Origin of the sequence: Pseudomonas protegens, from assembly GCF_003732485.1 — a bacterium.
GTDB lineage: Bacteria > Pseudomonadota > Gammaproteobacteria > Pseudomonadales > Pseudomonadaceae > Aquipseudomonas > Aquipseudomonas protegens_B.
Window position 1 is genome coordinate 43,916 of the sequence record NZ_MOAK01000066.1, and the last position, 7,071, is coordinate 50,986.

5 protein-coding genes are annotated in these 7,071 nt (G+C 63.9%); 2 read left to right on the forward strand and 3 right to left on the reverse strand.

Annotated elements, in window-relative coordinates; all coding sequences use genetic code 11:
* The 3 genes from BLX41_RS17315 to BLX41_RS17325 form a co-directional block, all read right to left on the reverse strand.
* The coding region (locus BLX41_RS17315; RefSeq protein WP_123725871.1) for a transporter substrate-binding domain-containing protein at positions 1-2,034 on the reverse strand (2,034 nt) is incomplete at its 3' end.
* A gap of 37 nt (positions 2,035-2,071) precedes the next feature.
* Positions 2,072-2,713, reverse strand: a complete 642-nt coding sequence (locus BLX41_RS17320; protein WP_123725872.1) for a response regulator — start codon at positions 2,711-2,713, stop codon at positions 2,072-2,074.
* 291 nt (positions 2,714-3,004) lie between these two features.
* Positions 3,005-3,442, reverse strand: a complete 438-nt coding sequence (locus tag BLX41_RS17325; RefSeq protein ID WP_123725873.1) for an Lrp/AsnC family transcriptional regulator — start codon at positions 3,440-3,442, stop codon at positions 3,005-3,007.
* A gap of 132 nt (positions 3,443-3,574) precedes the next feature.
* Between BLX41_RS17325 and BLX41_RS17330 the strand changes: the two genes are divergently transcribed.
* Both BLX41_RS17330 and BLX41_RS17335 read left to right on the forward strand, forming a co-directional pair.
* Positions 3,575-4,468 (forward strand): DMT family transporter, encoded by an 894-nt coding sequence (locus tag BLX41_RS17330; RefSeq protein ID WP_123725874.1) that lies wholly within the window; start codon positions 3,575-3,577, stop codon positions 4,466-4,468.
* Positions 4,469-4,716: 248 nt separating this feature from the next.
* Entirely contained in the window at positions 4,717-7,002 is a 2,286-nt protein-coding gene (locus BLX41_RS17335; protein ID WP_123725875.1) for an FdhF/YdeP family oxidoreductase, read from the forward strand.
* Positions 7,003-7,071 lie beyond the last annotated feature (69 nt).

The window sequence follows — 7,071 nt, forward strand, 5'->3', positions numbered from 1 at the left end:
CCCCAGCAGCCCCTGCAACTGGCCCCGGGCGTTGTAGAACGGCACGAGCCACTGATACAGGTAGCGCTGCTCGCCCTTGATCACCAGGCTGGTGTCGAGAAACCGCGGCCGGTGGTTGTTCAGCAGTTGCCGGTGTTCGTCCTGCAGGATCTGCGCGAAGTCCACCGGCATGTTCGGCTGTTCGGTAGGCAGGCAGTTCTGGACCAGATCCTCGGCGGTGGAGAAAAACTCTTCGTAGGCACGGTTGCAGGTGCTCAGGCGTCCGCGCAGGTCGCACACGTACAGGGGCGTCGGCAGGCCATTGAGCAGGGAGAACTGGAACGCCAGTTTGTCCTGCAGCCGGGTCTGCGCGCAGATCCGCTCCTTGACCTGGATCTTCAGTCGCCAGTTCCACAGCAGGGACAGGACGAAGATCACCAGCGCCACGATGCCGATGTGCCAGGCCTGTTCGGCCGCCCATTGCCAGAAGTTGTCCCGGGGGTGTTCGGCGACCACCTGGATATCGCTCTGCGGGGTGCGCGACAGCGAGTCCAGCAGCTTGTTGAGGATGCTCAGCAATTCGCCGGCGTTCGCCGCCACGGCGAATTGATGGGGGCTGGGTGTGGCCTTGATCGACAGGCCGTATTGCAGGCCCGCGCCGGGTTGGGTCTGGCTGGCGCTGAGGCTGTCCAGGGTGGCATCTACCCGGTGCTGCAGCACCAGGTCCAGGGATTGCTGGTAGTTCTCGGTGAGCAGCAGCTCGATCTTGGGGTAGCGCAGGCGCAGATGGTCATACAGCGGGTGATGGCGCGACAGCGAAAGCTTGCGGCCTTCCAACGCTTCCAGGGAGCTGGGAGAGCTGTCGCCGGTGCGGATGATGAAGGTCCAGGTGCGGGTGCCATAGGGCTGGCTGAAACGCACGCCCTGCGCACCGTCGACGATGCCCAGGGTGCGGCTGGTCAGATCGGCCCGGCCCTGGCTCAACTGTTCCAGATCGTCGCTGCGGGACAGGCTGGGCTGGATGTTCAGTTTCAGGCGAAACGAGCTGGCCAGGGTCTGCAGCAGGTCGATGCTCAGTCCCGCCCACTGTCCGTCGCTGTCGATATACAGGTAGGGCGGAGCCTCCTGGGCCAGCAGGTTGATCTGCTGATGATTCTTCAGCCACGCCAGTTCCTGGGAACTGAGCATGAAGGCATCGGTGGGGGAGTAGGGGAAGGGGCCGTGGCTGGCGCGCTGCTGGACCTTGAGTTTCTGTGTCTCGGGAATGCTGTGCAGCACATGGTTGAGCAGGGCCAGCAGGGTGGGCTCGTCGCGGCGTGCGGCGAAGGCGAAGCCGGTGGTGGGCAGGTGCGCGGAAAACTTGTTGTGCAGGGCCAGGTCCGGGCGTGCCTGCAGATACAGGTTGGCGCGGAACTGATCGCCGATAAAGGCATCCGCTTCGCCCTGGGCCACTTGTTCGAAGGCCAGTGCCGTGGTGCGCACGCTGCGTATCAGCGCCTGGGGGTAAGCCTGGCGGACCTGCTCCGGTTGCAGGTAGTTTTCCAGCACCAGTACCTGTTTGTTCTGCAGGTCCAGGGGCAGGCTCTGGTCGCTGGTGCGGCCGACGATGATCGGCTGGTTGCGCAGGTAGGGCAGGCTCAGGCGCAGGTTAGGGTTGGCCTCCTCGAACTCGGTGGCCCGGGCCAGCAGATCGACCCGGTGCTCCCGCAGCGCTTGGACGGCGGCCTGGGGCGAAGGCACCTCGACATTTTGAAAGCGCAGGTCCAGTTGTTCACCGATCAGTTTCAGGTAGTCATCGGAGATCGACGTCAAGACCTGATTGCCGGCGCTCTCCAGAGGCCGGTCGGGAGGCACGACGCGGGCTACTTTGAGGGTCTTGCGCGGCAGGCTGTTGCGCATCGCCAGCAGCTTGTTCAATGGCAGGTTGCCGTCTGTCGCGGTGTCCGGGTTATCGGCGCGGGCGGTTGGCGGCGTGCTCAGGAGCGTCAGAGGAATGAACAGCAGGCAAAAGCGCCGCATCCTCCGGCGCACGAAGGAAAGCGAAATCAGGGGCATAGGGGGTAAGCTCCGGGATTTTGCCGCACAGGGCGACTCAGGAAAGGCCGTGTTCCTGAATGTAGAGAAACAGACTGGCCGAGGTGTCCAGGCCGAGCTTGCGCATGGCGCTGCTTTTTTGCGTGCTGATGGTCTGTTTGCTGCGGCACAGGTGCAGCGCTATGGCGCCTATGCTCATGCCGGTGCCATACAGGCGCAGCACCTCGATCTCCCGCGCGGACAGTTGCTCGGGCTGCATCAGCGGCTTGCCGTGCAGCGCGATGCTGGTGTCCAGCAAGTGCTGGATCGACGCCGAGACAAAGGGCGAGCGCGGGGTGGCGGCGACTGCCTTGGGCAGGTCATTGAGCAACCCGCGCTTGCTCACCAGCCCCTGGATCCCCAGCTTGAGCACGCTGCTGATCAGCGCCGGGTTGTCGAGCATGGTGATCACCACGATCGCCAGTTTCGGATACAGCGAGCGCAGGCGACGGATCAGACGAATCCCGTCCACCTGGTCGCCACCGGGCATCATCAAGTCGGTCAGCAGCAGGTCGCAGGGCTGGCGCTGCAGGTTCTCCAGCAGGGTTTCCACGCTGTGGGCCTGGGCGACGACCTCCAGGTCGGCACGGCTCTCCAGCAGGGTGTGGATCCCAATCAGAGTCAGGGGATGGTCATCGGCTATCTGGACGCGGATCGGCATCGTTTTTGTTTACTCGGCTTTTCGGCAGGCATGAGCCCACAAAAACGCGCGGCGTCCTATCAAGGAGCGGGCATTTTGCTTGTGGGGTCGTCAGAGGATTCGCAGGGTATCACTGAAATTGGCGCCAAAAAGACGTCTGCGGCACTTTAAGAATCGTCTTATGTTTTCCAGGAAATTTCCTGAGAAGTTGTAGGGGGATTACTAATGATCTTGTAAGAAATGCCTCTAGCGCAGGCGTTTCAGCGGCTTTTTTTGTCGAATCTGCCTCCTTTCGCGCCCCGGGAGAGGCGTTCACTCCAGGGGCGGCAAACGCCGCTTGATCGGCGATTTCTTGATGATCGCGGTGTTGGTTTCGGCGAAATGGTTGAGGCGGTCCAGCAGGCTGTCCAGCTGTTCCATGGAGCGCACCTGAAGGCGGGCGATAAAGCAGTCGTCACCGGTGACCTTGTCGCATTCGGTGAACTCGGCAATCGCCAGGATCTGCCGTTCCACCTCCTGCAGCTTGCCCGGCAAGGGACGAATGCGGACGATGGCCTGCAACTGGTAGCCCAGAAGTTTTGCGTCGATCTCCAGGGTATAGGCACTGATCACGCCGCGTTCTTCCAATCTTTTCAAACGTTCGGCGACGCTGGGGGCAGACAGTCCGCTGATCTGCGCCAGCGCCTTGAGGGAGCGGCGGGAGTCCTGCATCAGGGCACTGATCAGTGCCTGGTCGATGGCATCAAGCATGGCGATCTCGTTAGGTAGGATGGCTATTTTGCCTTTATAAAAAAGGCCTTGATGCAGTCTAGCCTAGGTTTTGATCTGGCGATGGACAGGTCGCGCTGGGCATAATTTGCCCATTGCCAGAGGAGCTTGATGATGGATGCACTGACTCGTCGCGGATCGTTGGAAATGACCGCTGCCATGCTGATTTCCGGAACCATCGGCTGGTTCGTCCTGGTGTCCGGGCAACCGGTACTGGACGTGGTGTTCTGGCGTTGCCTGTTCGGCGCCGCGACCTTGCTGCTGATTTGCGGCGCTTTCGGTTTTCTTCGTAAGAATATTCTGACCAGGCGCACGCTGATCCTGGCGGTGCTCAGTGGCGTGGCCATTGTCGGCAACTGGGTGCTGCTGTTCGGCTCCTATTCCCGAGCCTCGATCGCCATCGGCACTGCGGTGTACAACGTCCAGCCTTTTATCCTGGTGGCCCTGGGGGCGTTGTTCCTGGGGGAGAAGATCACCCCGCAGAAGCTGTTCTGGCTGTGCCTGTCCTTTGCCGGGATGCTGGCCATCGTCAGTGCCCACGGCGCCCAGGGCGAAACCGGCAACGACTACCTGCTGGGCATCGCCCTGGCCCTGGGCGCGGCCTTGCTGTACGCCTTCGCCGCGTTGCTGATCAAGCGCCTGAGCGGTACGCCGCCACACCTGATTGCGCTGATCCAGGTCTGTACCGGGGTGCTGTTGTTGGCGCCCTGGGCCAACCTCGGCGCGCCGCCCCAGCAGGCCACGGCCTGGGCCAGCCTGCTGACCCTGGGCATCGTGCATACCGGGGTGATGTATGTGCTGCTGTACGGGGCGATTCAGAAGTTGCCGACGGCGTTGACCGGGGCCTTGTCCTTCATCTATCCGATCGCGGCGATCTTCGTCGACTGGCTGGCCTTCGGTCATCGCCTGGGCCTGCTGCAATGGGTGGGCGTCGGCGCGATTCTGCTGGCCGCCGCCGGCATGCAGCAGGGCTGGACCCTCAAACGTCGGCGCAGCGTTTTGCAATGAGTGCAGGGGAAGCTGGGCGGGAACCTGCAATGGGTTCCACGCCCGTTGACCCGGTTGCTAGCGCCGCGCCTGTACCGGTCGGCACCTGACCTTGACAGGCCGGGGCGCAGCGCTAGTTTTTATCCAGTGTCGGCCGATTGGCCACGCACTTTCCCCCAGTGATCCAGGCCCCTGGCAACCCGCCCGGGTACGCCTCGACCATCCGCAACCACCGACTCGCGTCGTGCCGGGTCGGCCCTGGAGCGATCATGAGCACTCGACGCAAGGTTCCCGGAATCCGCAACTACGATGGCCCCGCCGGTGGCTGGGGCGCACTCAAGGCCACCGCCACCGCGGTGCGCGAACAGATGGACACCCTCAAGGCGCCGCTGACTCTGATGCGCACCAACCAGCCCGATGGCTTCGATTGCCCCGGTTGCGCCTGGCCGGACAAGGAGCACAAGTCGACCTTCCAGTTCTGTGAAAACGGCGCCAAGGCAGTGACCTGGGAAGCCACCAACAAACGCGTGACCCCGGCCTTCTTCGCCGAGCATCCGCTGACCTCGCTGTTGCAGCGTTCCGACTACCAGCTCGAAGACCTGGGCCGCCTCACCGAGCCTCTGGTTTATGACCGTGCCAGCGACACCTTCAAGCCGGTGTCGTGGCAGGCGGCGTTCGAGCGCATTGGTCAGATCCTGCGCGGCCTGCAACCGGAGCAGGTGGAGTTCTACACCTCCGGTCGCGCCTCCAACGAAGCGGCCTACCTGTACCAACTGTTCGCCCGGGAATACGGCAGCAACAACTTTCCCGATTGCTCGAACATGTGCCACGAACCCACCAGTGTCGGCTTGCCGCGCTCCATCGGCATCGGCAAGGGCACGGTGTCCCTGGAGGACTTCGACCTCTGCGAGCTGATCATCTCCATCGGCCACAACCCGGGCACCAACCACCCGCGGATGATGGGCACCCTGCATGAAGCCTCACGGCGCAAGGTGCCGATCATGGTCTTCAATCCGCTACGCGAGCGCGCCCTGGAACGCTTCGCCGACCCGCAGAACATGGTGGAGATGGCCACCTACGGTTCGACCCGCATTGCCTCGTCGTATTTCCAGGTCAAGGCCGGCGGCGACGCGGCGGCGATCAAGGGCATCATGAAGGCCCTGCTGGCCCTGGAGGACAGCCTCGGGCAAGTCCTCGACCAGGCGTTCATCGCCGAGCACACCCTGGGCTTCGAGGCCCTGGTGGCGGATCTGCACGCCACCGCCTGGGCGGACATCGAACAGGCCAGCGGCCTGCACCAGGCGGACCTGGAAATGGTCGCGGCGGCTTACGCCAAGTCCAATGCCACCATCGTCACCTACGGCATGGGCATCACCCAGCACAACGAAGGCACCGCCAATGTGCGGCTGATCTGCGACCTGCTGATGCTGCGGGGCAACCTGGGCAAGCCAGGGGCGGGGATCTGCCCGTTGCGCGGGCACTCCAACGTGCAGGGCAACCGCACCGTGGGCATTACCGAGAAACCTTCGAAGGCGTTCCTCGACAAGCTCGAACAGGCGTTCGGCTTCAAGCCGCCTTCGGCCCACGGCCATGATGCGGTGCAGGCGATGCAAGCGATGATTGCCGGCAGTGCCAAGGCGCTGCTGTGCCTGGGGGGCAACTTCGCCGTGGCCCTGCCGGACCCTGGCCAGTGTTTCCCGGCCATGGCCAAGCTCGACCTGAGCGTTCACGTAGCCACCAAGCTCAACCGCAGCCATCTGCTGGTGGCCAAGGAGACTTTCATCCTGCCCTGCCTGGGCCGTACCGAGCTGGACCTGCAGGACGGCCTGCGCCAGGCCATCACCGTGGAGGACTCGATGTCCATGGTCCACGCCTCGGCGGGCAAGCTGACCCCGGCGTCGCCGTTGCTGCTCTCGGAACCGGCGATCGTCGCCGGCATGGCCAAGGCCACGCTGCCCGGCAGCCGCGTGCCCTGGCTGGAACTGGTGGCCGACTACGACAAGATCCGCGACCTGATCGAGCAGACCGTCCCCGGCTTCGACGACTACAACGCCCGCATCCGTGTACCGGGTGGTTTCCGCATGCCCCTGGCGGCGGCCGAACGGCAATGGCTGACGCCCTCGGGCAAGGCCGAGTTCTTTGTCTTTCCCGGGCTGCACGAGGACAAGGAAGTGGACGGCGCCGATGTGCTGCGCCTGATCACGCTGCGCAGCCACGACCAGTACAACACCACCATCTACGCCCTGGACGACCGCTATCGCGGGGTTTTCGGCCGGCGCGACGTGCTGTTCATCAGCCCCGGGGATCTGGCCGCCCGTGGCCTGGCCCACGGCGACCTGGTGGACATCGAGACGGTCATCGGCGGGCGTCGCCTGCGTTACGAAAACATCACCGCCATCGAGTACAAGATCGCCCCGGGCACAGTAGGCGCCTATTACCCCGAGGCCAACCGCCTGGTGCCCCTGGACTACCTGGATGTGGACAGCGGCACGCCGTCCTACAAATCGGTGCCGGTGCGGGTGCTGCGCTCGACCCTGGGGAGCACCGCATCCTGAGTCGGTACGTGGCGAGGGAGCTGGCTCGCGCTCGGCCTCCCAGCGGCAGCAAGCGCCCTCGCCACGGCC